This is a genomic window from Georgenia daeguensis, assembly GCF_039537705.1.
Taxonomy (GTDB): domain Bacteria; phylum Actinomycetota; class Actinomycetes; order Actinomycetales; family Actinomycetaceae; genus Georgenia; species Georgenia daeguensis.
In genome coordinates, this window is the sequence record NZ_BAABBA010000015.1 from 50916 (window position 1) to 73868 (window position 22953).

The 22953-nt window shown below is 72.3% G+C and carries 22 protein-coding genes and 3 tRNA genes; 13 read left to right on the forward strand and 12 right to left on the reverse strand.

The features are described from left to right. Positions 1-63: 63 nt before the first annotated feature. The 3 genes from ABD774_RS14585 to ABD774_RS14595 form a co-directional block, all read right to left on the reverse strand. Positions 64-435, reverse strand: coding sequence for a cupin domain-containing protein (locus ABD774_RS14585; RefSeq protein ID WP_345042602.1), 372 nt, complete (start codon positions 433-435; stop codon positions 64-66). A gap of 115 nt (positions 436-550) precedes the next feature. After that, positions 551-1567, reverse strand: a complete 1017-nt coding sequence (locus ABD774_RS14590) for a magnesium transporter (RefSeq protein WP_345042605.1) — start codon at positions 1565-1567, stop codon at positions 551-553. Beyond that, a complete protein-coding gene (locus tag ABD774_RS14595; protein ID WP_345042607.1) occupies positions 1564-2082 on the reverse strand; it encodes a flavodoxin domain-containing protein in 519 nt (172 codons plus the stop codon). The genes ABD774_RS14590 and ABD774_RS14595 overlap by 4 nt, the downstream gene beginning before the upstream one ends. Before the next feature lie 238 nt (positions 2083-2320). Between ABD774_RS14595 and ABD774_RS14600 the strand changes: the two genes are divergently transcribed. Further along, positions 2321-3016, forward strand: a complete 696-nt coding sequence (locus tag ABD774_RS14600) for a hypothetical protein (protein ID WP_345042611.1) — start codon at positions 2321-2323, stop codon at positions 3014-3016. Beyond that, on the forward strand, positions 3016-3333 hold the full coding sequence (locus tag ABD774_RS14605) for a hypothetical protein (RefSeq protein WP_345042613.1): 318 nt from the start codon (positions 3016-3018) through the stop codon (positions 3331-3333). Before ABD774_RS14600 ends, ABD774_RS14605 begins: the two co-directional genes overlap by 1 nt. Here the strand turns inward: ABD774_RS14605 and ABD774_RS14610 are convergent. After that, positions 3330-4895, reverse strand: coding sequence for an FGGY family carbohydrate kinase (locus tag ABD774_RS14610; protein ID WP_345042615.1), 1566 nt, complete (start codon positions 4893-4895; stop codon positions 3330-3332). The two genes, ABD774_RS14605 and ABD774_RS14610, sit on opposite strands and share 4 nt — an antisense overlap. Before the next feature lie 171 nt (positions 4896-5066). Between ABD774_RS14610 and ABD774_RS14615 the strand changes: the two genes are divergently transcribed. From ABD774_RS14615 to ABD774_RS14625, 3 genes are all read left to right on the forward strand, one after another. Beyond that, on the forward strand, positions 5067-5534 hold the full coding sequence (locus ABD774_RS14615) for a MarR family winged helix-turn-helix transcriptional regulator (RefSeq protein WP_345042618.1): 468 nt from the start codon (positions 5067-5069) through the stop codon (positions 5532-5534). 57 nt (positions 5535-5591) lie between these two features. Continuing rightward, entirely contained in the window at positions 5592-6566 is a 975-nt protein-coding gene (locus ABD774_RS14620) for an ABC transporter substrate-binding protein (RefSeq protein ID WP_345042620.1), read from the forward strand. A 335-nt stretch (positions 6567-6901) separates the two neighbouring features. Further along, positions 6902-9043, forward strand: a complete 2142-nt coding sequence (locus tag ABD774_RS14625; protein WP_425554562.1) for a DEAD/DEAH box helicase — start codon at positions 6902-6904, stop codon at positions 9041-9043. A gap of 77 nt (positions 9044-9120) precedes the next feature. Here ABD774_RS14625 and ABD774_RS14630 read toward each other — a convergent pair whose 3' ends face one another. Both ABD774_RS14630 and ABD774_RS14635 read right to left on the reverse strand, forming a co-directional pair. Next, a complete protein-coding gene (locus ABD774_RS14630; protein ID WP_345042623.1) occupies positions 9121-9810 on the reverse strand; it encodes a DUF981 domain-containing protein in 690 nt (229 codons plus the stop codon). Between the two features lie 262 nt (positions 9811-10072). Then, a tRNA-Arg gene (locus ABD774_RS14635) sits at positions 10073-10145 on the reverse strand. A gap of 185 nt (positions 10146-10330) precedes the next feature. Here ABD774_RS14635 and ABD774_RS14640 point away from each other — a divergent pair. Next, positions 10331-10807 carry an OsmC family protein gene (locus tag ABD774_RS14640; protein WP_345042625.1) on the forward strand — a complete coding sequence of 159 codons (477 nt, stop codon included), beginning with the start codon at positions 10331-10333 and terminating at the stop codon, positions 10805-10807. 73 nt (positions 10808-10880) lie between these two features. After that, on the forward strand, positions 10881-11294 hold the full coding sequence (locus ABD774_RS14645; protein ID WP_345042627.1) for a VOC family protein: 414 nt from the start codon (positions 10881-10883) through the stop codon (positions 11292-11294). A gap of 128 nt (positions 11295-11422) precedes the next feature. Here the strand turns inward: ABD774_RS14645 and ABD774_RS14650 are convergent. Further along, a tRNA-Ser gene (locus tag ABD774_RS14650) sits at positions 11423-11511 on the reverse strand. A 56-nt stretch (positions 11512-11567) separates the two neighbouring features. Continuing rightward, positions 11568-11652: transfer RNA gene (locus tag ABD774_RS14655), tRNA-Ser, on the reverse strand. 129 nt (positions 11653-11781) lie between these two features. Between ABD774_RS14655 and ABD774_RS14660 the strand changes: the two genes are divergently transcribed. Both ABD774_RS14660 and ABD774_RS14665 read left to right on the forward strand, forming a co-directional pair. Continuing rightward, entirely contained in the window at positions 11782-12750 is a 969-nt protein-coding gene (locus tag ABD774_RS14660; RefSeq protein ID WP_345042630.1) for an NAD(P)H-quinone oxidoreductase, read from the forward strand. 142 nt (positions 12751-12892) lie between these two features. After that, complete coding sequence (locus ABD774_RS14665) at positions 12893-13486, forward strand: rhodanese-like domain-containing protein (protein WP_486327325.1); 594 nt, start codon at positions 12893-12895, stop codon at positions 13484-13486. 81 nt (positions 13487-13567) lie between these two features. On the opposite strand, the gene ABD774_RS14670 is transcribed toward ABD774_RS14665, so the two are convergent. The 4 genes from ABD774_RS14670 to ABD774_RS14685 form a co-directional block, all read right to left on the reverse strand. Beyond that, positions 13568-14410 carry an alpha/beta fold hydrolase gene (locus ABD774_RS14670; protein ID WP_345042635.1) on the reverse strand — a complete coding sequence of 281 codons (843 nt, stop codon included), beginning with the start codon at positions 14408-14410 and terminating at the stop codon, positions 13568-13570. Between the two features lie 648 nt (positions 14411-15058). Then, positions 15059-16021: a carbohydrate ABC transporter permease gene (locus ABD774_RS14675; protein ID WP_425554563.1), complete on the reverse strand. Its 963-nt coding sequence runs from the start codon at positions 16019-16021 to the stop codon at positions 15059-15061. Next, on the reverse strand, positions 16018-16971 hold the full coding sequence (locus ABD774_RS14680; protein WP_486327326.1) for a carbohydrate ABC transporter permease: 954 nt from the start codon (positions 16969-16971) through the stop codon (positions 16018-16020). Before ABD774_RS14680 ends, ABD774_RS14675 begins: the two co-directional genes overlap by 4 nt. Before the next feature lie 100 nt (positions 16972-17071). Then, positions 17072-18451, reverse strand: a complete 1380-nt coding sequence (locus ABD774_RS14685; RefSeq protein WP_345042755.1) for an ABC transporter substrate-binding protein — start codon at positions 18449-18451, stop codon at positions 17072-17074. 337 nt (positions 18452-18788) lie between these two features. Between ABD774_RS14685 and ABD774_RS14690 the strand changes: the two genes are divergently transcribed. From ABD774_RS14690 to ABD774_RS14705, 4 genes are all read left to right on the forward strand, one after another. After that, a complete protein-coding gene (locus ABD774_RS14690; RefSeq protein ID WP_345042639.1) occupies positions 18789-20102 on the forward strand; it encodes an ABC transporter substrate-binding protein in 1314 nt (437 codons plus the stop codon). 71 nt (positions 20103-20173) lie between these two features. Further along, positions 20174-21136 carry a carbohydrate ABC transporter permease gene (locus tag ABD774_RS14695; RefSeq protein ID WP_345042641.1) on the forward strand — a complete coding sequence of 321 codons (963 nt, stop codon included), beginning with the start codon at positions 20174-20176 and terminating at the stop codon, positions 21134-21136. Next, on the forward strand, positions 21133-21963 hold the full coding sequence (locus ABD774_RS14700; RefSeq protein ID WP_345042644.1) for a carbohydrate ABC transporter permease: 831 nt from the start codon (positions 21133-21135) through the stop codon (positions 21961-21963). Before ABD774_RS14695 ends, ABD774_RS14700 begins: the two co-directional genes overlap by 4 nt. 3 nt (positions 21964-21966) lie before the next feature. Next, complete coding sequence (locus ABD774_RS14705; protein WP_345042646.1) at positions 21967-22932, forward strand: glycoside hydrolase family protein; 966 nt, start codon at positions 21967-21969, stop codon at positions 22930-22932. Positions 22933-22953: the final 21 nt, after the last annotated feature.

A 22953-nucleotide genomic window follows, 5' to 3' on the forward strand; every position in this document is an offset into this window, starting at 1 on the left:
TACGACCACCGTTCACCCGTCACGGCGCTCCCGCCAGGGACCTTCGGCTGCGCCGGCGGAGGCTCAGCCGCCGCCCGCCTGCTTGGTCGCGTGGTCGATGGTGCGCTGGAGCTCCTCCGTCGGGCTGAACTCGACGACCTCGGTGCCCGCGTAGAGCATCGGCGTGTGACCGGGCGGGACGTAGTAGGCGTCGCCGGCCTCGAAGGTCTCGTCGCCCGCGCGCGAGCGGTACGTCACCCTGCCGGAGATGACGTAGCCCCAGTGGGGGCTCTGGCACTGGTCGTCAGGGAGGCCCACCAGGAGCGGGGCGAGGTCCGCGTCGGCGGTGTACCTCTCGAACGCCGCCGTGTAGCCGCCCTCGAGCTTCTCCATGTGACCCTCGTAGCCCTCGACCTCGACGGTCTCCGAGGCAGTCGCCCTCGACGTGTGGGGCATGATTCCTCCTTCGCCCCCGTCGCTGAAGATCCGGCGTCGTTGCCGGAGACTCAATCGTCCGCCCGCGCCGCAGCGCTGACAAGGTCGACCAGCTCGACACATCTCGCTCGTGCGCTCACAGCACGACGGCGGTGGCCACGAGCAGGTAGATGGCGACGGTCAGGACGTCCTGGATCACCGTGGCGAGCGGCCCGGACCCGAAGGCCGGGTCCTTGCCGAACCGGTGGAACAGCCAGGGCAGGGCCAGGGCGATGAGCGAGGCGATCGACGAGGCGGCGAGCAGGGCCAGCGCGACGGCCACCGCAACGTCGGCACGCCCCCACAACGCCCACACCAGCGGGAGCGCCAGCCCGCCCAGGAACGCGCCGAGCAGCACGCCGGTGACGACCTCGCGCACCGCGATGCGCCGCACCCCGATGCCGAGCGACAGCCCCCGGATCACCAGCGCCTCGGTCTGGGTGCCGACCGCGTCGGCCATGTAGACCACGCCCGGGACGAAGTACGCGATCAGCACCTCCTGGCCGAGCTGCTCCTCGAAGCTCCCGACGATGACCGCCGCCAGCAGCGCCCCGGCCAGCCCCAGCAGCAGCCAGGGCAGGCGGTGCGAGAGCCGCCGGAGCACCGGCTCCGTCGTGGAGCTGCGCGCCGTCGCCGCCGTCCCGAGGAACCCGCCGAGCCGCGCCATGTCCTCGTCATGCTCCTCGAGGAGGACGCCGAGCAGCGTCGGCGCCGCCACCAGCCCGGCGAAGCGGCCGGCGTCGTCCACGACGGCGAGGGTCGGCTCCGCGTGCTGGACGGCGAGCCAGGCCGCCCGCTCCTGCGCGGTGGAGGGCGCGACGACTGGCGGCGCGTCGTCCATGATCTCGCCGAGGGGCGTGGCCGCCGGCGCGGCGAGCAGGCGCTCGAGGGTGACGAGACCACGGAGCCGGTCGCCGTCGAGGACGGCGACGACGGCGGCGCTGTCGAAGGCGCGCCCGCGCATCCCCTCCAGCACCTGCCCGGCGGTGTCCGTGGCGACGGCGACCGGGACGTTGCCCGAGGCGTGCTGGGCGGCGGTCCGGAGCTCCGCTCTCAGCGCGGTGTCCGGACCGGCCAACCGGGGCTCTCCCCGGTCCCAGACCGTGCCGGTCATCGCACGGCCGCGGCGACCTTCCCCGCCAGGGCGGCGCCCCATTCGCGGGCGCGATCCTCCTCACCGGCGCGAAGCGGCCCCTCGGCCTCCTCGACGACGAAGCCCTCGGGATCGGCGATCAGCTCGAAGCCGTGCCTGCGCAGGGCCCGTGCTACGCCGTGCGCGGCACCGCCGGCCAGGGCGGAGGGCAGGCGCGTGTCGAACGCGGCCGCCCGCTGGCCCCCGCCCGCCGCGGGCAGGCCCTCGAGCCACTCGCGCACGCCGTCGTCGATCTCACCGCCCGTGCCGATCTCCTGGGGGTGCGCCTTGCCGCGCGACCAGGGCCGGCTCATGCCCAGCATGTGCGTGGGCCCGCCGACCACGAGCAGGTCCGCCGCGTCGACCTGCCGCGCCGTCGCCTCCTCGACCCCGACGACGGTGACGTCCGCGCCGGCCTCGCGTGCGCCGTCGGCGATCGCCGAGGCGATCTCGCGGGTCTGGCCGTAGTGCGTCTCGTACACCACAACGACATCCATGATGTCTCCACCTCCGTACGGGACGTCGTCGTCCCGGCCACCATGGTGCCCACGCCGCCCCCGCAGGCACCAGGGGCCAAGGGCCCGGTGCGTGGGTCTTCCGTCCCTGGATCTCCACGGCGCGGCAGGTCCGGACGGGACGTTGTGCCCTTCCGTGCGGCCCGTCCGCGCCAGACGATGGAAGCGCCCTCGCATGCCAGGCCCGTACTCCGGGCCCCGATGAGAGGAAGTGGTGGCGATGGGGCTGCACGATGTCGGACCGACGTACGAGACGGACCGGCGCCGCGTGCCGTCGAGCGCGGTATGGGGCGTTCTCCTCCTGCTGGCGGGGGTCATGCTCCTGCTGGACTACCTCGAGGTGCTGCCCGGCGAGTGGATCTTCTGGACCGTGGCGCTCACGGCCGGCTCGGGTGCGTTCCTCTACGTCTTCCTCACCCAGCGCGAGAAGTGGTGGGCGGCCATCCCCGCGGGGTGGCTCCTGGGGGCCGCGTCCGTGACGGTGTGGGAGGAGCTGGTCGCGAACGACGACCGGGGCGCCGCGCTCCTGCTCGGGTTCGGCGGCCTGGGGTTCTGGGCCGTCTACGCCCGCAACCGGGCGGCCTGGTGGGCGATCATTCCCGGCGGGGTGCTCGTCACGCTCGCCCTGATGATCGCGCTCGAGGCCACGGTCAGCGCCGCGACGGCCGGGTCCGTGCTGTTCTTCGGCATGGCGGTGACGTTCGCGCTGCTGGCGGTCCTGCCGGGCACCAGGATGCGCTGGCCGCTGATCCCGGCGGCCGGGCTCACGCTGCTCGGCGTGCTGACCGCGCTGGAGGCGACCGGGGCGCTGGAGCTGGCGAACCTGGTCTGGCCGGTGGCGCTCATCGGTGCCGGCGGCTACGTCATCTGGAAGGCCGTCCGGCCGCGCCGTCCGCACGGGCCGGCCGGCGCCTGATGCGCCACGAGGAGGCCGTGCCGGCGCGCGCACGACGGTGGACCGCCGTGCTCGCGCTGGCCGGCGTCGCCGTCGTCCTCGCCGCCTGCGCGGCCGGGCCCAACCCGGCGGCCGGCCCGGACGAGGCGGGATTCTGGTGGGGGCTCTGGCACGGCCTGATCCTGCCGATCACGTTCGTCGTCTCCCTGTTCAACGACGACGTGTCCATCTACGAGGTCGCCAACAACGGCAACTGGTACGACCTCGGGTTCTGCGTCGGGCTGTCGATGTTCTTCTCCGCCGGCCCGGCGGCCGGTATGGCGGGCCGGCGCCGTTAACGGGCGTGCGGGGACGCGACGTGCCGGTGCCGCACCTCCGCGTAGCGTTCCCGCACGTGGCGCGCGGGCTCGCCGTCGTAGGTGCGCGAGGGTGCCGGCCTCCACGACGGCGGGTCGACCGTGCCGGCGAGCGCCCAGGCGGCCTGGCGGGCCGCGCCGTCGGCGGCGTACTCCCCCGGTTCCGGTACCTGCACGGGCCGGCCGAGGACGGTCGGCGCGATGCGGCGCACCGCCTCGGACCGCGCCCCTCCGCCGATGACCCGGACCCGCTCCACCGGTGCCCCGACGTCCTCCAGCGCGGCCAGCCCGTCGGCCAGCCCGCACAGCACCGCCTCGACGGCCGCGCGGGCGAGGTTCTCCCGCGTCGCCGAGGCGAGCGTGAGGCCGAGGAGCGAGCCGGTGGCGCCCGGCAGGTTCGGGGTCCGCTCACCCTCGAGGTAGGGCACCAGGGTCAGGCCGGCCGCCCCCGGGGCGGCGGCGAGCGCGAGGGCGGACAGCTCGCCATGGTCGACGCCGAGGAGCCTGCCCACCACGTCGAGGACGCGGGACGCGTTGAGCGTGACCGCCATGGGGAGAAAGGCGCCGGTGGCGTCGGCGAAGCCGGCGACCATCCCGGAGTCGTCCGCCACCGGGTGCGGGGAGACGGCGGAGACGACGCCGGAGGTTCCGATCGAGATCGCGACGTCGCCCGGGCCCATGCCGAGGCCGAGCGCGGCGGCCGCGTTGTCGCCGGCGCCGGGCCCCAGCACGAGGTGCCCCAGCCCGAGGCCCGGGTCGCCGGTGCCCGCGGCCTCGCCCGCCCTCAGCACGCGGGGCAGGACGATCCTGGCGGCGTCGTCGCGGCGCAGCGCCAGGCCGAGCAGGTCGCGGCGGTAGGTGCCGCGAGCCGTGTCGAAGTACCCCGTGCCCGAGGCCTCGGACCGGTCCGTGACGAGCCGGTCGAGGCCCGGCGACCCCGCTAGCCGCCAGGTGAGCCAGTCGTGCGGCAGGGCGACCGCGGCCACGCGGGCGGCGTTCCCGGGCTCGTGGTCAGCGAGCCACCGCAGCTTCGTGACGGTGAAGGACGCCACCGGCACCGAGCCGGTGGCCGCCGCCCACGCGGCCCGGCCGGCCGCGAGGTCCACCGCGCGGTCCGGTGCACGGCCGGCGCCGGCGGTCCGGCCCGCCGCCCGGCCGGACCCTCCGCCCCGGTCCGCCGCGGTGGGGCCGGGCCGGTGGGCGTCGCCCGGCTCGAGCTCGGCGATCAGGTCCTCGGCCGCACGGGCGCTGCGGGTGTCGTTCCACAGCAGGGCGGGGCGGATCACCTCGCCGTCGGCGTCGAGGACCACCATGCCGTGCTGCTGTCCGGCGACCGAGACCGCGGCGACGTCGTCGAGCCCGCCCGCCGCCGCGACCGCGGCCTGGAGCGCGTCCCACCAGACCTCGGGGTCGACCTCGGTGCCGTCCGGGTGCGACGCCCGGCCGGTGCGGCGCAGCGCCCCGGTCCCCGCGTCGCGGACCACGACGGTGCAGGACTGCGTCGAGGAGTCGACGCCCGCGACGAGGGTGGGCTTGCGCACCATAAGGGCCTCCGGTCCTTGACCACGCCGTCGTGCTCGCTCGTCCGACCTTAGGGCTCGGGCACGACGTCGGAACAGGTCCCGACGCCGCCGCAAGCGGACGCGCGAGACCCGCAATTCCGTGGACATCCTCGATCATTGACATCGACAACGGTTGTTCCTAGTGTCTGCGGGGTGAGCGAGAACCAGGGGCCGGTCGGCGAGCAGCCGCGGGACAACATCGGCCTGCTGCTCTCTCTCGCCAGCGCGCGCGGCGTCCTGGCCGCCAACGCCGGGCTCCGGCCGATGGACCTGAACCACAGGACGTACTCCGTGCTGGACGTCCTCGAGCTGCGTGGCGGGATCAGCCAGCGTGAGCTCGCGGACGAGCTGCGTCTCGACCCCAGCCAGATCGTCGCCCTCGTCGACTCTCTCGAGGGGCGCGGCCTGGTGGAGCGCCGGCCCAACCCCCAGGACCGGCGCCAGCGGACGGTCGTGCTGACGACCGCAGGCCGCACGCTCTACCGGCGGGCCCGCCAGCAGGTGGACGGCTCGCTCGACGAGGTCCTCGGGGGCCTCCATGCCGCGGAGCGCGACACGCTCCGCGAGCTTCTCCAACGGATCGTCCGGCCGACGGCCGGCGCGACCACCCCCGCCGGCTAGGCCGGCCCCAGATCCCGCACGCGGGAACACACGAAGGGACCAGCAATGCGCACAAGGATGTGTGTCACCCTCACGGCAGCGGCGCTCCTCACCCTGTCCGCCTGCTCGGGCGGGGGCACGACCGACGACGGCGCAGCCCCGGCCACGGGCGGCGCCACCGGTGGCGGCGGCGAGCTGACGCCGATCACGATGGGCGTGCTCCCCATCGTGCCGAGCGCGGCGCTGCAGCTCGGCATCGACGAGGGCATCTTCGAGGACCATGGCTTCGACGTGACCCTCGAGACCGGCCAGGGCGGCGCGGCCCTGCTCCCCGCCGTCGTCTCCGGTCAGATGCAGTTCGCGATCAGCAACCCGCTGAGCATCATGCTGGCCCAGGGCGAGGGCCTCGACGTCCGGCTGATCACCGGCTACTCCCACTCCCTCAAGGAGGGTGACGACATCACCTCGGTGTGGGCGTCGGCGGACTCGGGCATCGCGTCCCCCAAGGACCTCGAGGGCAAGACCGTCGCGGTCAACACCCTGCGCACCATGGGCGAGGTGTCGATCAAGAAGATCGTCAGCGACGACGGCGGGGACCCGAACGGCGTCGAGTTCGTCGAGCTGGGGTTCCCGGACATGCCGGCGGCGCTGTCGGCCGGGAACATCGACGCGGCCTGGGTGCCCGAGCCGTTCCAGACGATCCTCAAGGACGGCGGCAACGAGCTGATCTCCTACAACTACCAGGAGACCATGCCGGGAGTGCCGACCATGTCGGTCATCACCGCGGGCACCCTGGCGGAGCAGGACCCGGAGATGGTCGACGAGTTCGTCGCGGCCGTCGACGAGGTGACGGCCTTCGCCCAGGAGAACCCCGACAAGGTCCGCGAGACCCTGACGACGTTCCTCGAGATGGACGACGCCCTGGCGCAGAAGGTGCTCATCGAGGACTTCGGCGCACAGATGGACGAGGAGGCCATGCAGGAGCTGGCGGACCTCTCGCTGGAGTACGGCCTGGTCACCGAGCCGGTCGACATGGAGAAGCTGATGCCCTGAGGGCACGGCCACGGTGGGTGGCGGGACGGCAGGACCCGCCCCGCCACCTGCCGGGGACAGGCGTTAGGATGGGGACTCACCGCTACCTGCCGGGCCCGCTCGCGACGACGACGTGCTCCGGCGTCGGTGGCCGGCCCGCGTACGGTGGGCCGGAGTTGCAGGGTGAGCGGGCCGCTTCCGTCCGACGCGTCGATCTCTTCGTGGATCCGTGGGGCCGGCTCACCTCCCGGACGGGCAGTCCAGGCCGCCCGTCCGAGTCCATCGTCCCGGCCCCGGGGCCGTGTGCGGATCGTCACCGCCACGGTGACCGGACGGGAGCGCAAGAGGAGGACCCCGTGGCTCGAGGAGCCCAGCGCCAGCCCGGCGCGCGCCGTTCAGCCCCCCGCGACCAGCGGCGAGCTCGCACCCGCCCCCGCGACAACGACGGCATCATGCCCGTGCTGGCCCAGGTCGTGCGCGACGTCGAGGCCGCCGTCCAGCGCGGCCGCGTGGTGCCTTCGGTGAAGACGAAGTTCCAGGTCGTCGCGCTGCTCGTCCGCGAGGAGCGTGCCCGCCTGAAGGCGGACACGTCCATCGGTGAGGCTCGCCGCGGGGAGCAGCTCAAGCGCCTCGACGGCATCGCGGTCATCCTCGCCAAGACTGCGGCCCGCAACACCTCCTTGCTCGCGCTGCTGGACGACGACGCCGTCATCTCCGACGCCGCCAGGTCGCTCCGGCGGGAGCTGCTGCACGCGGCGGGCGTGGAGGTCGCCCCGGACGAGGTCGAGCCGCCCGAGCCTGTGGCCGCGTCCGGCCCCTCCCCTCGCCAGGTGGTGCCGCAGTCGGTCGTGTCGCGCCAGCTCGCCAACCCCTTCCTCGCACCCGACTACTCCTCCGTCGCGAAGCGGCAGGCGCGGCCGCGCCGCCTCGCCGGCTGGGAGCTGCTCGGGCCGCTGTTCAAGTCGTTCGAGATGGGCGGGGACTCGTCCTGCATGGACCTGCCCGAGCCGTCGTCGGTCCGCGTGGCGGGCGGGCTCGAGCTGATGCCCCACCAGGCCCGGGTGGTCGCCGCCGCGGCGGCGGGGCACCGGACCTTCCTGCTCGCCGACGAGCCCGGCCTGGGCAAGACCGCCCAGGCGCTGCTCGCCGCGCAGGCTGCGAACGCCTACCCGCTGCTCGTCGTCGTGCCCAACGTCGTCAAGACGAACTGGGCGCGCGAGGTGGGCCTGTGGACACCGCACCGCCGCCCGACCGTGATCCACGGCGACGGTGACACCGTCGACGCCTTCGCCGACATCGTCATCGTCAACTACGAGGTGCTCGACCGGCACGTGGGGTGGATCGGCGAGCTCGGTTTCCGCGGCATGGTGGTCGACGAGGCGCACTACATCAAGAACAAGAAGTCGCAGCGCTCCCAGCACGTGCTGCAGATCGCCGACCGGATCCGATTCCGCACGGGCAACCCGCTGATGGTGGCCCTGACGGGGACGCCGCTGATCAACGACATCGAGGACTTCCGCGCGATCTGGCAGTTCCTCGGCTGGATCGACGACAAGCGGCCGCTCGGCGAGCTCATGGAGGCGCTCGAGGAGACCGGCCTGACTCCCGCGGACCACGCCTTCTACCCGGCGGCACGCTCCAGCGTCGTCGAGCGGGGGATCGTCCGGCGGCGCAAGATCGACGTGGCGGCGGACATCCCGGCCCGCCGCGTCGCCGACCTGCCCGTCGAGCTCGACGACGCCGCCGCCAGCTCGATCCGGGCGTCCGAGCAGGCGCTCGCCCGCCGCCTCGTGTCGTACTACGAGCGGGCGCTCGAGGCCCGCGGTCCCGACGTCCCCGCGGGCATCGACCTCGAGCTCGCGCGTCAGGTCGCCCGGCGGGAGCTCGCGGCCAAGGCCACGAAAAAGTCCGACGAGAACGTCTTCAGCATGATGCGGCGCATCGGCCAGGCGAAGGCAGGGCCCGCGGCGGACTACGCCGCACAGCTGGTGCGCAGCGTCGGCAAGGTGGTCTTCTTCGCCAAGCACGTCGACGTGATGGACGCGGCCGAGGAGGTCTTCGCCGGGCGCGGCATCCGGTTCGTGTCGATCCGTGGCGACCAGTCGTCGACGGCACGCCAGAAGGCCATTGACGCGTTCACCAACGATCCCGAGGTCGCCGTCGCGGTGTGCTCGCTCACCGCCGCCGGCGTGGGACTCAACCTGCAGGCGGCGTCCAACATGGTCCTCGCGGAGCTTTCGTGGACCGACGCGGAGCAGACCCAGGCGATCGACCGCATCCACCGCATCGGTCAGGCGGAGCCCGTCACCGCGTGGCGGATCATCGCGGCCCAGACCCTCGACGCCCGGATCGCGGAGCTGATCGACAGCAAGGCGGGGCTCGCCGCGCGGGCGCTCGACGGGTCGGACGAGGAGATGTCCTCGTCGACCGACGTGCAGCTGGACGCGCTCGTCGCACTGCTCACCGACGCGCTGTCGGAGCTGCAGATCACCGCCTAGGCACGGACGAGGCCCTGACCGGCGACCGCCGGTCAGGGCCTCGTGCGCGTCCGGGACGCGGCCGCCTCAGGACGCGGCTACCACTTGATCATCGTGCCGTGGGCGATGTTGTAGTACATACCGATGTGCGTGTAGTAGTTCATCGCGCCGAAGAGTGCGAACGCGAGCCCGCCGACGGCCCAGGCCCGAACCGCCCACCGCAGGAGGCCCGGACGGTCCGTCCAGAGCGCGACGGCGAAGAGCAGCGCGCCCACGGCGACGACGCCCCACAGGCCACCGAGGAACAGCGCCTCCAGGAGCGGCAGGTGGCCGAAACGGCCGGTGATCGGCTCCTCCGGCGGGGCCGCACCGAGCTGGTAGCGGACGAACGACACCGCGAGGACGGCCATCCCCAGGCCGAGCACGCCGACAAAGATGCCTGTGGGCCGGAGAGAGTCCAGCGTCCTGGCGTTCGCGGCGTCGATGTCACCGTCATAGAGCGACCGGTGACGCCACAGGTACACCGAGGCCCCGAGCAGCAGCGCGCCGAAGCCTGCGGCCGGCTGACCGAAGGCGAGGTTGGCGTACTCGAACCCGTCACCGCCGTAAGGCCAGGTCACCGTGGTGTGCAGCCCCAGGACGAACAGGAGCAGACCAGCAACTCCGAAGAACGCCGCCCACCCCTCGCTGTTGATCCGCTCCTTGCGGGTCAGATGCGAGAGGAACTTCGCAAAGCCGAGCAACCCTGCTCCCGCCGTGATGGCGATGAGCTCGTTGTAAACGACCACGTCTGTACTTCCTTTCTCGTGCCGGCGACCATCCACGCCGGTAATTGAATGCTCAACCACTATAGGCACGGTCGGTGCCACAGCCCTATTTCTCGAGGACCCTCGGCGGACGACTGGCCGCACCGAGGCGCGAGCGGGCCCCGGAGCCCACACCGGCGGAGACTCCACTCGTGCGTCCGCCGCCCGAGCGCGCACGTGTGCACCTGGCGGTGGCGGGGAACGAAGAAGGCCCGGAACCGTTGCGGTTCCGGGCCTCTCTCTGTGCGCCCGAAGGGACTCGAACCCCCAACCTTCTGATCCGTAGTCAGATGCTCTATCCATTGAGCTACGGGCGCGTGGCCTTGTGGGCCGAAGAAGACTCTAGCGCGCCGGGCGCGGCGGTCCAAACGCGGGGACGGTGAGCCGCGTCACCGGAGGACGCACCAGCACTCACCTGCCGCCCCGGTCCCGCACCGTCCCGCCCCGGTCCGTGCCACGCTCGGAGCACGCAGGTCCGCGTCCGCCGGAAGAGGTGACGACGATGGGGTTCGAGGTCGAGGTGCGCAACGTCGACGGGCAGGTCACCGCCCTGGGCAGCGCCGGTCCGCACACCGTGGTGGTCGACCGGCCGCCGGAGGCCGGCGGTGGAGGCAGGGGGTTCAGCGGCGGCGAGCTGCTGCACCTCGCCGTAGCCGGCTGCGTGTCCAACGACCTCTTCCGGGAGGCGGCCGCGCGCGGGATCGCCCTCGAGCGCGTGGTGGTGCGGGTCGACGGCGGCTTCGCCGGCGAGCCGGCCCGCTCCACGGGGATCAGCTACGACGTCGAGATCTCCGGCGGCGCCGACGACGAGGCGCTCCGGGCGCTCGTGGAGCACGTCGAGGCCGTCGCCGAGATCCCCGCGACGCTGCGTGCCGGCACCCCGGTCACCCTGGCGCACGTCGCGGTCACGGCCGGGACGCGCAGACGGCCGGGGCACGCTGTGGGACGCCAGGATGATCTCGGCCGCGACGGGGGATGAACTCGCTCCCGCACGGCACCGGAGCCTTGACCGGGCACGGCACCAGATCTAGCGTCGAGTCGCCGGTCGGTCGATGGTCGCCCGACCCGCACGGGAGGCCGCCATGCTCTCCGCCTACAGCCCGGTTCCCGCCCTCGCCGTCAAGGACCTCTCCGCCGCGCGGTCCTTCTACGAGGGCACGCTCGGCTTCGCGCCCGGGAGGGAGGAGGTCGGCGGGATCATGTACACCGCCGGGTCCGGGCAGTTCCTCGTGTACGAGTCGTCCTACGCGGGGACCAACAAGGCCACGGCCATGGCCTTCGAGACTCCGCAGGCCGACTTCGACACAGAGGTCCAGAGCCTTCGCGACAAGGGCGTGAAGTTCCAGACCTTCGAGATGGAGGGCATCGAGTGGGACGGCGATGTCGCGACGTTCGGCGACGGGCGCGGCGTGTGGTTCGACGATCCCGACGGCAACATCATCAGCCTGGGCACCGGGATCATGTGAGCACTCGTCGCCACGCCCGACAGCATGACCGCGCTCCGGACATCGCCGTCCGTGCCAGCGCGGAAGAAGCCCGGCCCCTCGAGCTGAGGGACCGGGCTTCTTCCTGACGTCCTGCGACGTCACACGAGCGGAGACGGTGGGATTTGAACCCACGGACGGGTTACCCCGTCACATCCTTAGCAGGGATGCGCACTAGACCAGACTATGCGACGTCTCCAGGTCACCGAACAGGTTACCCGGCCACCGGCTCACGGGCCAAAACGGGCCGGACGGCGGAGGGCAAGGGATTCGAACCCTTGGTGGGTCGCCCCACAACGGTTTTCAAGACCGTCACATTCGGCCGCTCTGTCAGCCCTCCCTGCCCCGGCGTCCACAGGGCAGCCGACGGCGCCCACCAGTGTAGGCGAGCCGGACGGCAGGCCCGGCGCAGGGCCTGCCGGTCAGCCCCGGGCTCCGCCCCTCCCACCGCGTCCGGCACGATGGGGCCATGCGCGCCATCACAATCACCGACGACTCAGACCTGCTGCTCAGCGACGTCCCCGACCCCCGACCGGGCCCCGGCGAGGTGCTGGTGCGAGTGTCCGCCGCCGGCGTGAACCGGGCTGACCTGCTCCAGCGCGCCGGGCACTACCCGCCCCCGCCGGGTGCCAGCGAGCTGCTCGGCCTCGAGGTCTCCGGCACGGTCGCCGCCGTCGGCGGCGGCGTCACCGGCTGGGCCGAGGGCGACGAGGTGTGCGCCCTGCTCGCTGGCGGCGGCTACGCCGAGCTGGTCGCCGTGCCGGCCGGTCAGCTGCTCCCGGCACCCGCCGGCATGGATCTCGTCGACGCCGCCGCGCTCCCCGAGGCCGTGTGCACCGCGTGGTCGAACCTGGTCGGCACCGGCGGGCTGCGCGAGGGCGAGACGGTGCTGATCCACGGCGGCTCCGGCGGCGTCGGGTCGGCGGCGATCCAGCTCGCCTCCGCCGTCGGGGCCCGGGTGCTGACGACGGCCGGCGGGCCGGATCGGGCGGCGCGGTGCCGGGAGCTCGGTGCCGACGTCGCCATCGACCACCGCGCGCAGGACGTCGTCGCCGCCGTGGAGGAGGCGACGGACGGGAGGGGCGTCGACGTCATCCTCGACGTCCTGGGTGCCGGCGGTCTGGACCAGAACGTGCGCAGCCTCGCGACCGGCGGCCGGCTCGTGGTCATCGGCACGCAGAAGGGTCGCAAGGGCGAGATCGACCTCGGCCGGCTCATGACGAAGCGGGCCAGCGTGCACGCCACCACGCTGCGCGCCCGGCCGCTCGCGGAGAAGGCGGCGATCGTCGCGGACGTCCGCGGGCGCGCCTGGCCCCTGCTCGACGACGGACGCCTGCGCCCCGTGGTCGCCGAACGGCTCCCGCTCGCCGAGGCGGCCCGGGCTCACGAGCTTCTCGACTCCGGGGCCGTGTTCGGCAAGGTGCTGCTCCTCCCCTGACCGAGGTGGGCCGGGGTGCCACGAGGGGGACGTCACGTTGCGCCGAATACCCCCTCGGGTATCGTGGGACCGGCAGGCGCCGGACGGCGCCGTCTTGTCCCCCAGCTCAGGAAACGGATTCGTGACAGCGCTCAACACCGACATGACGACCCCCGCCCGCTCGGCCGTGCTCGACCCGCAGACGCTGGCCGAGCGGCTGGGCTCCGCGACGCCGCCCCGGCTCATCGACGTCCGCACCCCCGCCGAGTTCGAGACGGTCCACATCCCCGGGGCGTACAACGTGCCGCTGGACACCCTCCGGGAGCACCGGGAGGAGATCGCCCGGCGTCTGGACGAGGACGTCGTCCTGATCTGCCGCTCGGGGCAGCGTGCGAGCCAGGCCCGCGAGGCGCTGGCCGCCGCCGGGCTGCCGAACCTCCACCTTCTCGAGGGCGGCATGCAGGCCTGGCAGTCCGCCGGCGGGGAGGTGAACCGGGGGCGGAGCAGGTGGGACCTCGAGCGGCAGGTTCGCCTCGTCGCCGGATCGGTCGTGCTCACCAGCATCCTGGCCAGCACCCGCGTCCCCGGGGCCAAGTGGCTCGCCGCCGCCCTCGGCGGCGGGCTCACGGCGGCCGCGCTGACCAACACGTGCGCCATGGGCGCGGCGCTGTCCAAGCTGCCGTACAACCGCGGCGCCTCCCTGGACCCGGCCGACGCCGTCGCCCAGCTCAGCCCGTCCGGCCCCGCCGGCCGGTGAGTGCCCCCGCCGCCCGTGGGCGGCGGTGACGAGCAGGAGCCGCCCCGTTCCCCCGCGGGGCGGCTCCTCCGTGCGTGAACGTCAGCCGGCCCACGTCCCGCGGACCGCGGGAGCCACGGCTCCCACGGGTTCGCCCGCGAGGAACCGCAGGACGTCGGCGCGGACGCGACCGCTCATGAACGGGCCGACGTGCCCCATGCGCGGGTACAGCCGCAGCCGGCCGCCCGGGATGCCGGCCGCCGTGCGGCGGAACAGTTCGGGGCTGTAGAAGCCGTCGCGGGCCCCGGCGACCACGAGCGTCGGGGCGCGGACGGCGCCGAGCCGGTCGCACACGTCGAACGCGTCCTCGGCGTCGATGGTCCTGAGCAGGTCGGTCGGGTCCGCCGGCACCATGGAGCGCCCGGCGAGCCGGAGGACGGCACCCATGACGAGGGCGCCCGCCGCCGTCGCCGTCATCACCGGTGCGAGCTCCGCGACGCCCCGCGCGTACTCGCCCGCCGCGGCGTGCTCCGCGAGACGCCGCTGGGCGGCGCGTCCACGGTCGGAGAGGCGGCACGCCGCCGACTGCAGCACGAGCCGGCGCACTGCGTCCGGATGGTCGACCGCCAGCTGCAACGCGACCGAACCGCCGGTGGAGGAGCCGAGCACGTCGACGGGCTCGCCGAACCGGTCCGCGAGCGCCCGGGCGTGCAGGTCCGCCAGGCCCGCCATGGTGACACCGGCAGTCAGGCCGGGCGGGCGCCGCACCACGTGCACCCGGAAGTGCTGCGCGTACCCGCGCAGGCCGCGCAGCTCCTGGGCACGGGTCGCCCCGGTGGGGTTGGCGTTCTCGGCCTCCAGGCCGGCCAGCACGACGAGCGCCGGTCCCCCGCCGAACGCCAGGTACGGCAGTCCACCGGTCAGCGTTCCCTCGACGATCTCCATCGTCACTCCCGTCCCCGCGGCTCGGGCCCGCCGCGTCCCGGGCGCCCGCGACGTCGCGTTCCGCCACGCCGAGCATCCCGCGCACGAGGGGGCCGGGCAAGGGCCGCCGGTCCCGGCTGACACACTGTCTGGGTGCCGGCCGGTGCCTCCGCGACGCTCAGCAACCAGGTGCTGGGCCGCTCCACCCTGCAGCGCCAGCAGCTGCTCGCGAGGGCAGCGATCCCGGTGCCGGAGCTGCTCGAGCACCTTCGTCGGACCGCAGGGGCGAGCTGCTCGACCTGCCGCAGGGCGGCCCGGGCGGGGCGGTCGGCACGCCGGTCGACGCGGCCGTCCGCGCCGCCTGGACGCTGCGGCGGTGAGGGGACGGCTTCATACTGACGGTCCGCCCGAGGTCCGCGTTGCCGCGGGGCCACGACGACGACGTCGTCGCCGAGGCGACGGCGCTCGGCGTCTTCCTGACGGTGGACGCGCACGTCCGTGTGGAGATCGCCCCGCCCGCTGCCGGCTGACGGACGACGACGGAGCGCGCCGGCACCGGGACGAGCGCCGTCCCCGGGAAGAGGCCGCCGTTCCCGGCAGGAGACATCGCCGTGAGCAGGCCGAGGGCCCGCCCGACCACGAAGGTCGGACGGGCCCCGGGGTCCCGGCTCAGCCCTTGACGGACCCCGCGAGGAGGCCGCGCACGAAGTACTTCTGCAGGGCCAGGAACACGATCAGCGGCACGATGATCGACACGAACGCCCCGGAGGTGAGCAGGTGCCAGTCCTGCCCGCGGGAGCCGGCCATCTCCGCCAGGCGCGCGGTCAGCGGCTGGACCGCGTTGTTCCCGCCGGTGAAGGTCAGGCCGACCAGCAGGTCGTTCCACACCCACAGGAACTGGAAGATCGCGAAGCTGGCGATCGCCGGGACGAGCAGCGGGAGCATGACCTTCAGGAACACGGTCACGTGCCCGGCACCGTCCACCCGCGCCGCCTCGATCAGCTCGCGCGGCACCTCCGCCATGAAGTTGTGCAGGAGGAACGTGGCCAGCGGCATGGCGAAGCACGCGTGCGCCACCCACACGGCGAGGTACGGGAACGCCTCGAGCGCCGCCGAGCCGGCGAAGATCCGCAGCAGCGGGATCAGCGCCATCTGCAGCGGCACGATCTGCAGGGCGAAGACGATGACGAAGACGGTGTCCCGCCCGCGCCACTTCAGCACGGAGAACGCGTACGCCGCCATGGTCGCCGCGACCAGCGGGATGAGGGTGCCCGGCACGGTGATCACCAGCGAGTTGACGAAGAACGTCGACAGCTGCCCGGAGGAGGCTCGCCCGAACAGCACCTCCTGGTAGTTCGCGGTCGTGAAGGCGGGGTTCGCGAAGAACGTCCACCAGCCCGAGGTGCGGATGTCCCCCTCGGGCCGCACGGAGCTGACCAGCATGCCGACGATCGGAACCGTCCACAGCAGGGCGATGACGATGGCGACGGCGGAGCCCACGCGCGAGCTGAGCATCTGCCTCGCCCTGGCCGGGCCGCCGAGCCGCGGCTCGGCCGAGCCCATCGGGTCCGGCAGGGTGCGGGAACGGCCCTCGACGGCGACGGCCGGGTTGGCCGGCGTGGTTCCGCTCATGCTCCTCGCACCTCCCGGTTCTTGATCATCTGACGCACGTTGAACACGACGATCGGGATCACCAGCAGGAAGATGACGACGGCGAGCGCCGAGCCGGTGCCGGTGTTGCCGAACGTGAAGGACTGGTCGTACATCATGTTCGCCAGCACCTGGGTGTCGAACCGGGCGCCGGTCATGGCCCGCGGGATGTCGAAGATCTTCAGCGTCGCGATGGTGATGGTGGTGACCACCACGACCAGCGTGGGCCGGATGCTCGGCACCGTGATGTTGCGGAACATCTGCCAGGCGTTGACGCCGTCGAGGCGGGCGGCCTCGACGATGTCGTCCGGGATCGCCTTGATCGCCGCCGAGAGCAGCACCATGGCGAAGCCGGCCTGGATCCAGATCATCACGATGATGAGGAAGAACGTGTTCCACGGCGCGTCCTGGAGGAAGCGCAGCGGCTCGAACCCGAGGCCGACGATGATCGCGTTCAGCAGGCCGATCTGGTCCTGGGCGGCGCCGCGGTACTCGTAGACGAACTTCCAGATGATCCCCGCGCCGACGAACGAGATGGCCATCGGCACGAACAGCAGCGTCTTGGCGATCTTCTCGAAGCGCGCCTTGTCGACGAGGATCGCGTACAGCAGCCCCACGGTGGTCGACACGGTGGGCACGAGCACCACCCACCAGAAGGTGTTGATGAACGACTGCAGCGAGTCGGGGTTCGTGAAGACCCACTCGTAGTTGGCCCAGCCGACCCAGTTCTGGCTGGTGCGGTCCATGAACGACATGACCGTCGTGCGGATCGCGGGGTAGATGAGCCCCAGCGTCAGCAGGAACGCGGCCGGGCCGCCGAAGCAGAGCACCATCCAGAGCGTGCGCGAGCGGCCGGCGAACCGGTCCGCCAGGCTCGCGAGGAAAAGAATGATCCCGACGACCACCGCGAGCACGATGACGGCGAAGATCATCTGCCCGAACTTGGAGTAGAGGAAGAAGTCCACCCCTGGTACCTCCCTTGATGCCAAGACGGGGGCACGGCGTGAGCCGTGCCCCCGTCGTACGGTCAGATCAGCTGGCCGGCCAGGCGGCCTCGATCTGGTCGAGCACCGCGGAGGTCTCCGCGCCGTTGATCCAGTCGACCATGCCGGTCCAGAACGCCCCGGCGCCGACCTCGGAAGGCATGAGGTCCGAGCCGTCGAAGCGGGCGACGGCGTCCTCCTGCTGGAGCAGCTCGATCGCCAGGCGGAGCACGTCGGACGAGGCGAGCTCGGGGTCGACGCCCTTGTTCGCGGACGTCACGCCGCCGATCTCGACGCGGGTGTTCGCCCACTCGGAGGACGCCATGAACGTCTGGACGGCGTCGATGGCCTCGCTCTCGTTGAACTTGGCGACGAACTCGCCGGCCACCAGAAGCGGGGTCTCGTCCGCCGTCTCGCCCGGCAGGTAGAACGCGAAGACGTCACCGTCGGGGCCGACCTCCGTGCCCTCGGGCCACTGCGCCTCGTAGAAGGAGGCCATGCGGTACATGAAGCACTCACCGTCGAGGATCGGCAGGCCACCGTCGTTGAAGGACGTCGTGGCGATCGAGCGGGAGTCGCCGATGCCACCGTTGACGTAGTCCTCGTTCTTGAGGATCGCGCCGGCCATGTCCACGGCCTCGACGATCTGCGGGTCGTTGAACGGGATCTCGTGGCCCACCCACTGGTCGTAGACGTCGCCGCCGCCGGTGCGCAGGACCACGTCTTCGATGAAGTCGGTGGCCGGCCAGCCGGTCGCGCCGCCGGACTCGATGCCGGCGCACCAGGGCTTGACGGTTTCGGAGCCCTGCTCGTCGGCGATGGTCTGCGTGAGGGTCATCAGCTCGTCCCACGTGGTGGGGACCTCGTAGCCGTTGTCCTCGAACGCCTTCGGGGAGTACCAGACGAAGGACTTCACCGACGCCATGAGCGGGGCGGCGTAGAACTCGCCGTCCACGGTGCCGTAGCCCTTCCAGTCCTCGGACCAGCCCTCGTCCACGTTGGCGACGACCGACTCGGCCGGGGCCTTGACGTAGCCGTCACGCACCATGCGCTGGAGGAGACCCGGCTGCGGGATGATCGCGAGGTCCGGGGCGTTGCCGCCCTCGGCCTGCACCACGAGCTGCTGCTCGAACTCGCCGGAGCCGTTGTGCACGACCTCGATGCCCGTGCACTCGCTGAACTCGGCGAAGGAGTCCTGGAGCTGGTCGGCCTCGACCTCGCGGATGGAGGAGAAGATGTCGACGCTCTCCCCCTCGAACGTGCCGTACTCCTCGAACGCGGAGCAGTCGGTCCCGCCGGCGGTGCTGTCGCCGCCGCCACCACCGCCGCCACCGCCGCCGAGGTCGTCGGCGCCGCCGCACGCGGCCAGGGTCAGGGCGAGCGCAGCAGCGCCAGCCAGGCTCGCCGTCATCCGGCGTCGGTTCGTCATCGTCACTGAAGTACTCCTCGTCACCTCATCGTCACGAGCGCTCGGGCGCTCCCACACCCCACTCAAGACCTCCGCGGCGTGAGATTCAACATATCGGGGGGCGCTGACGGTAACGATCCTGCAACGTTTGCACGTCGTTGCATCGACGTGACGGCCGTCGACGACCTCGGGCCGGCCCGACGCCTCGGAGCGCACCAGGCCATGGCCCGGAGGCGGCGGCGCCTCGACCGGACCGGCCCTGCCGACGGCCCCTGCCGGGCGACCCCTTTGACAGGTCCGAAGCTCCGGTGCCAGAGTTTGCCGAATCGATTCGGCAACTCGACGTGGAGGAACCAACATGCGCAGCAGAATCATCGCGGCGGCCCTGGCCGCGCCTCTTCTCGTGCTCACGGCGTGCAGCGACGCCGGCGGGGACAGCGGCGACAGCGGCGGTGCGGCCGCGGACGAGATCACCGTCTGGGCCCACCAGGGCCAGGAGGCGGAGGTCGAGGCGCTGCAGCAGGCGATCGACGAGTTCAACGCCCTCGGTGAGGGCACGGTGAGTCTCCAGTTCGTCCCCGAGGCCGACTACACCTCCACCGTGACGACGACCTCCCCCGAGGATCTGCCGGACGTCCTGGAGTTCGACGGACCGATGATGGCCTCGCTGGCCTACGCCGGGAAGCTCGCCCCGCTGGGCGACGTCGTCTCCGCCGAGACCGTGGAGAACCAGACGGACTCCGTGCTCGCGCAGAACACCAACCCCGCCGACGGCGAGCTCTACGGCGTCTCCCAGTTCGACGCCTCCCTGGGCGTCTACGGCAACAAGGCCCTCCTCGACGCCGCCGGGGTGGAGTACCCCACCGGCCTGGACGACGCCTGGACCGCCGAGGAGTTCGAGGCCGCGCTCCAGGCGCTCGCCGCGAAGGACGACGACGGCAAGGTACTCGACATCAAGGAGAACTACGGCGCGGAGTGGCCCACGTACGGCTTCCTCCCCGTCGCCTGGTCCGCCGGTGAGCAGATCATCGTCGACGGCGCCGCCGACGGGCACCTCAACAGCCCGGCCGTCGTCGAGGCGGTCGAGCGCTTCGCCGGCTGGCGCGACCTCATCGACCCGAACACCGACGACGCCGCGTTCGTCGACGGCCGCGTCGCCCTGAGCTGGGTGGGGCACTGGGTCTACAACCCCTACTCGGAGGCGCTCGGCGAGGACCTCGTCGTGCTGCCGCTCCCGGACTTCGGGTCCGGCCCCAAGAGCGGGCAGGGCTCGTGGGCCTGGGGCGTCAGCCCCGAGAGCGACAACCCCGAGCTTGCGGGCCGCTTCCTCGACTTCCTGACCTCGGACGACGCCGTCGCCGCCATGACGGACGCCAACGCCGCACCGCCCGCCACCCGCACGGTCACCGAGTCCTCGACGCTGTACGGCGCCGACGGGCCGCTGGCGATCTTCGCCGAGTCCCTCGCACGCACCTGCGGCGACGCCGCCCCGACCACCGACTGCGTGGCCACGCCGCGGCCGATCACCCCGGCCTACCCGGTGATCAGCCAGCAGTTCTCCGAGGCGTTCTTCGGTGCGTACGAGGGCGGTGACGCCCAGGAGCTTCTCGACCAGGCGGCACGGACCATCGACCTCGACTTCCAGGACAACGACGGTTACGGCCAGAGCTGACGGCACCGCCACGAGCCCGGGGCGCGCCGCCCGCCGGCGCGCCCCGGGCACCGCTCTCGAGGGGACCAGTCATGACCACCACCACCCAGACACCACAACAGGCTCCACCGCTGGCACCGACGCGCCGACGCCGGAGGCTGCGCCGGGACGACCGCGCCGCCTGGGCGATGTTCCTGCCGGCCGCGGCCGGGCTGCTCATGTTCGTCGTCGTCCCCTTCGTGATGGCCGGCTGGCTCTCGCTGCACAACGTCAGGCTCGACTCGCCGACCCCGCCGAACTGGATGGGCCTGGAGCAGTACCGGCGGATCCTGCTCGACCCGGACTTCCGCGGAGAGTTCTACCGCGGCCTGCTGAACAACGTGATCTTCGCCGTCGTCGTGGTCCCGCTCCAGACGGCGCTGGCCCTCGCCCTGGCCCTGCTGCTCAACCGCCCGCTGCGCGGCATGCCGGTGTTCCGAACCTTCTTCTTCATGCCGGTCGTCTTCCCCATGGCCCTGGTGGCCGTGGTGTGGAAGGTCATCTACGCGCGCGGTGAGCTGGGCATGCTCAACGCCGTCCTCGACACCGTCTCCTTCGGGCACCTCGGCCCCTACGACTGGCTGGGCGACACCGCCACAGCGCTGCCGGCGATCATCATCATGTCGATCTGGCAGGGCGTGGGCCTGCAGATGGTGATCCTCCTGGCGGGGCTCCAGGGCATCCCGAAGGACCTGTACGAGGCGGCGTCGCTCGACCGCGCGGGCCGGTGGCTCCAGTTCCGGCACGTGACGCTCCCCGGCCTGCGCAACACGCTCATCTTCGTCGTGATGGTCACGACGATCCTCGCGTTCCGGCTGTTCGACCAGATCTACATCATGACCCAGGGTGGCCCGCAGCAGGCGACCACGACGGTGATGTACCAGGCCGTCACCACCGCCTTCGACGCCAACAACGTGGGCCGCGCGTCCGCGATCACCGTCCTGTTCTTCCTCATCGTGCTGGCGATCACCCTCGTCCAGCGCCGGCTGCTGCGCGAAGACCGGGAGATCTCATGAGACAGCTGCGCACCACCCTGACCTACCTCGCCCTGACCCTGCTGGCGCTCGTCTTCGTCGCGCCGGTGGCCTACCTCGTCGTCGGCAGCCTCAAGCCCTCCGGCGACGTCATCGACGGCCTCGCCGGTTTCGTCCCCAAGGACGCGTCGCTGGACAACTACACCGGGATGCTGGACCGCTTCTCCAGCCCGGCCACCGGCTACTTCAGCGACTTCTACCTCACCTCGCTGCTCGTCACGGCCGTCGTGGTGCTGGCGGGCCTGCTGGTGAACTCCATGGCCGCCTACGCCCTGGCCCGGCTGCGCTGGCGCGGGCGGGACGCGGCGCTGCTGACCGTGGTGGCGCTGACGATCCTGCCGTTCGAGGCGATCGCCGTGCCGCTGTTCTACCTCCTCAACGACCACCGCAACACGTACTACATCCAGTTTCTGCCGTTCGTGGCGAGCGCCTTCTCGATCTACCTCTTCTACTCCTTCTTCGTGGGCCTGCCCCGCGAGCTCGAGGAGGCGGCCCGCATCGACGGGGCGGGGACGTGGCGGACGTTCTTCCGGATCGTCGTGCCCATGTCGAAGCCCGTCTTCGCGACCGTGACGATCCTGACCTTCCTCACCACGTGGGGGTCGTTCCTGTGGCCGGTCATGATGGTCGACCAGCCGCAGCGACGACCGCTGCCGCTCGCGATCGCCGTGTTCCAGGGCCAGCCGCCCTACGACTGGGGGCAGATCTTCGCCTTCGGCGTGCTCATGGTCCTGCCCGTGCTCGTGGTGTTCCTCGCCTTCCAGCGCTGGTTCGTCCAGTCGCTGGCCTCCTCCGGACTGAAGGGCTGATCCTTGGGACTGCGACTTGACGACAGGTGGCTGTGGGACTTCTGGTTCGCCGTCGACGGACCGGACGTCCACGTCTTCTACCTCCAGGCGCCGCGCTCGCTCGGCGACCCGGACCTGCGCCACCACCGCGCCACGGTGGGCCACGCCGTCTCCCGCGACCTGGTGTCCTGGCGGGTGCTGCCCGACGCGCTGAGCGCCGGGCCGGCCGGGGAGTTCGACGACCTCGCCACCTGGACCGGGTGCGTCGTGCGGCACGGCGACCGCTGGCAGATGTTCTACACCGGGGTGTCGCGCGCGGAGGAGGGACGCGTCCAGCGGGTCGGCCTGGCCAGCTCCGCCGACCTCGTTCACTGGGAACGGCAGGGGGTGGTGCTCGAGGCCGACCCGCGCTGGTACGAGCTGCTCCACCCCGGTGTGCGCGAGCAGGCGTGGCGCGACCCGTGGGTCTTCCGTGACGAGGCCACCGGCCTGTACCACATGCTCCTCACGGCCCGGGTGCCGCACGGCCCGGTGGACGGGCGCGGCGTCGTCGGGCACGCCACCTCCGCCGACCTCGTGACCTGGGAGGCCGGGCCGCCCCTGTCCGAGCCGGGCGACTTCTACCACCTCGAGGTCCCCCAGCTCGTGAGCGTCGGCGACGCCTGGCAGGTGCTCTTCTGCGCCACCGCCGCCGACCAGAGCGCGGCGCGCACCGCGCGCGGCGTCGCACCCCAGGGCGGCACGCACTACCTCCGGGCCGAGACCCCGACCGGCCCCTACACACTCGCCGACGGGCCGTTCCTGCTCGGCGACGACGTGGCCAGCCGCTACGCGGGCCGGATCCTGCGGCACGACGGCGAGCACCACTTCTTCGCCTGGGAGAACGTCGGTGCCGACGGCCGCTTCGTCGGCGCGCTGAGCGACCCCCTCCCGGTCTCGGCCGCGCCGGGCGGCGGTCTGGCGGTCCTGCGGTCTGCTGCGGCACGATGAGTGCTCCCACCGCCCCCACCG

Bases quoted from the DNA above. Each gene is read 5' to 3' on its own strand.
- ABD774_RS14620 (WP_345042620.1), top strand. From the start codon at position 5,592: ATGTGTGTCACCCTCACGGCAGCGGCGCTCCTCACCCTGTCCGCCTGC.
- ABD774_RS14600 (WP_345042611.1), top strand. From the start codon at position 2,321: ATGGGGCTGCACGATGTCGGACCGACGTACGAGACGGACCGGCGCCGC.
- ABD774_RS14690 (WP_345042639.1), top strand. From the start codon at position 18,789: ATGCGCAGCAGAATCATCGCGGCGGCCCTGGCCGCGCCTCTTCTCGTG.
- ABD774_RS14595 (WP_345042607.1), bottom strand. From the start codon at position 2,082: ATGGATGTCGTTGTGGTGTACGAGACGCACTACGGCCAGACCCGCGAG.
- ABD774_RS14670 (WP_345042635.1), bottom strand. From the start codon at position 14,410: ATGGAGATCGTCGAGGGAACGCTGACCGGTGGACTGCCGTACCTGGCG.
- ABD774_RS14585 (WP_345042602.1), bottom strand. From the start codon at position 435: ATGCCCCACACGTCGAGGGCGACTGCCTCGGAGACCGTCGAGGTCGAG.
- ABD774_RS14685 (WP_345042755.1), bottom strand. From the start codon at position 18,451: ATGACGAACCGACGCCGGATGACGGCGAGCCTGGCTGGCGCTGCTGCG.
- ABD774_RS14660 (WP_345042630.1), top strand. From the start codon at position 11,782: ATGCGCGCCATCACAATCACCGACGACTCAGACCTGCTGCTCAGCGAC.
- ABD774_RS14610 (WP_345042615.1), bottom strand. From the start codon at position 4,895: ATGGTGCGCAAGCCCACCCTCGTCGCGGGCGTCGACTCCTCGACGCAG.
- ABD774_RS14645 (WP_345042627.1), top strand. From the start codon at position 10,881: ATGGTCGCCCGACCCGCACGGGAGGCCGCCATGCTCTCCGCCTACAGC.
- ABD774_RS14640 (WP_345042625.1), top strand. From the start codon at position 10,331: ATGGGGTTCGAGGTCGAGGTGCGCAACGTCGACGGGCAGGTCACCGCC.
- ABD774_RS14665 (WP_486327325.1), top strand. From the start codon at position 12,893: ATGACGACCCCCGCCCGCTCGGCCGTGCTCGACCCGCAGACGCTGGCC.
- ABD774_RS14605 (WP_345042613.1), top strand. From the start codon at position 3,016: ATGCGCCACGAGGAGGCCGTGCCGGCGCGCGCACGACGGTGGACCGCC.
- ABD774_RS14590 (WP_345042605.1), bottom strand. From the start codon at position 1,567: ATGACCGGCACGGTCTGGGACCGGGGAGAGCCCCGGTTGGCCGGTCCG.
- ABD774_RS14700 (WP_345042644.1), top strand. From the start codon at position 21,133: ATGAGACAGCTGCGCACCACCCTGACCTACCTCGCCCTGACCCTGCTG.
- ABD774_RS14680 (WP_486327326.1), bottom strand. From the start codon at position 16,971: ATGATCTTCGCCGTCATCGTGCTCGCGGTGGTCGTCGGGATCATTCTT.
- ABD774_RS14695 (WP_345042641.1), top strand. From the start codon at position 20,174: ATGACCACCACCACCCAGACACCACAACAGGCTCCACCGCTGGCACCG.
- ABD774_RS14675 (WP_425554563.1), bottom strand. From the start codon at position 16,021: ATGAGCGGAACCACGCCGGCCAACCCGGCCGTCGCCGTCGAGGGCCGT.